Origin of the sequence: Amycolatopsis sp. lyj-23 (assembly GCF_046549135.1) — a bacterium.
Taxonomy (GTDB): Bacteria; Actinomycetota; Actinomycetes; order Mycobacteriales; family Pseudonocardiaceae; genus Amycolatopsis.
Genome location: NZ_JAJPWN010000057.1, coordinates 1 through 878, shown reverse-complemented (window position 1 = coordinate 878; position 878 = coordinate 1). Strand labels below are relative to the sequence as shown.

The 878-nt window shown below is 67.1% G+C and carries 1 protein-coding gene; it reads right to left on the bottom strand.

The window, feature by feature from the left end:
- Nucleotides 1-878 (bottom strand): 2-oxoacid:ferredoxin oxidoreductase subunit beta (locus ACLJPY_RS50165; RefSeq protein WP_410598091.1); only part of this gene is annotated, 878 nt, incomplete at both ends.

The window sequence follows — 878 nt, the reverse complement described above, 5'->3', positions numbered from 1 at the left end:
GCGAAGGCGTAGGAGGTGTCCGCGATTGACGGGTCGTGGACGACGATGTTGTCTTCGCCGATGTCGGCGGCTTTGGCGACGTCGAGGCCGCCCCAGTCGCCGCGTTGGACGCCGAATTCCTGGTTGGGGCCGAACCGGATCGGTTCGCCCGCGCGCAGCGGGATGAGGCGGGTGGCGGCTTCGTCGGCGTCTTTGAGGACGTCGAAGGCGCCGTCGTTGAAGATGGGGCAGTTCTGGTAGATCTCCACCAGCGCCGACCCGCGGTGCTGCGCGGCGGCTTGCAGGACCTCGGTCAGGCCTTTGCGGTCGGAGTCCAGCGCCCGCCCGACGAACGACGCCTCGGCGCCGATGGCGAGGGAAAGCGGGTTGAACGGGGTGTCCACCGACCCCATCGGCGTGGACTTGGTGACCATGCCTTGGCCGGAGGTCGGGGAGTACTGGCCCTTGGTGAGGCCGTAGATGCGGTTGTTGAACAGCAGGATCTTGATGTTGACGTTGCGGCGCAGCGCGTGGATCAGGTGGTTGCCGCCGATGGACAACGCGTCCCCGTCCCCGGTGACCACCCACACCGACAGATCCGGCCGCGTCGTCGCCAGCCCGGTCGCGATCGACGGGGCGCGGCCGTGGATGGAGTGCATGCCGTAGGTGTTGAGGTAATACGGGAACCGCGACGAGCAGCCGATGCCGGAGATGAACACGATGTTCTCGCGCTTGAGCCCCAGCGTCGGCAGGAACGACTGGACCGCGTTGAGCACGACGTAGTCGCCGCAGCCGGGGCACCAGCGGACTTCCTGATCCGACTTGTAGTCCTTGGCCTTCTGCGGCTCGTCGGTGGTCGGCACGAGGTCCAGGCCACCGAGGTTGGGTATCCCCAGATC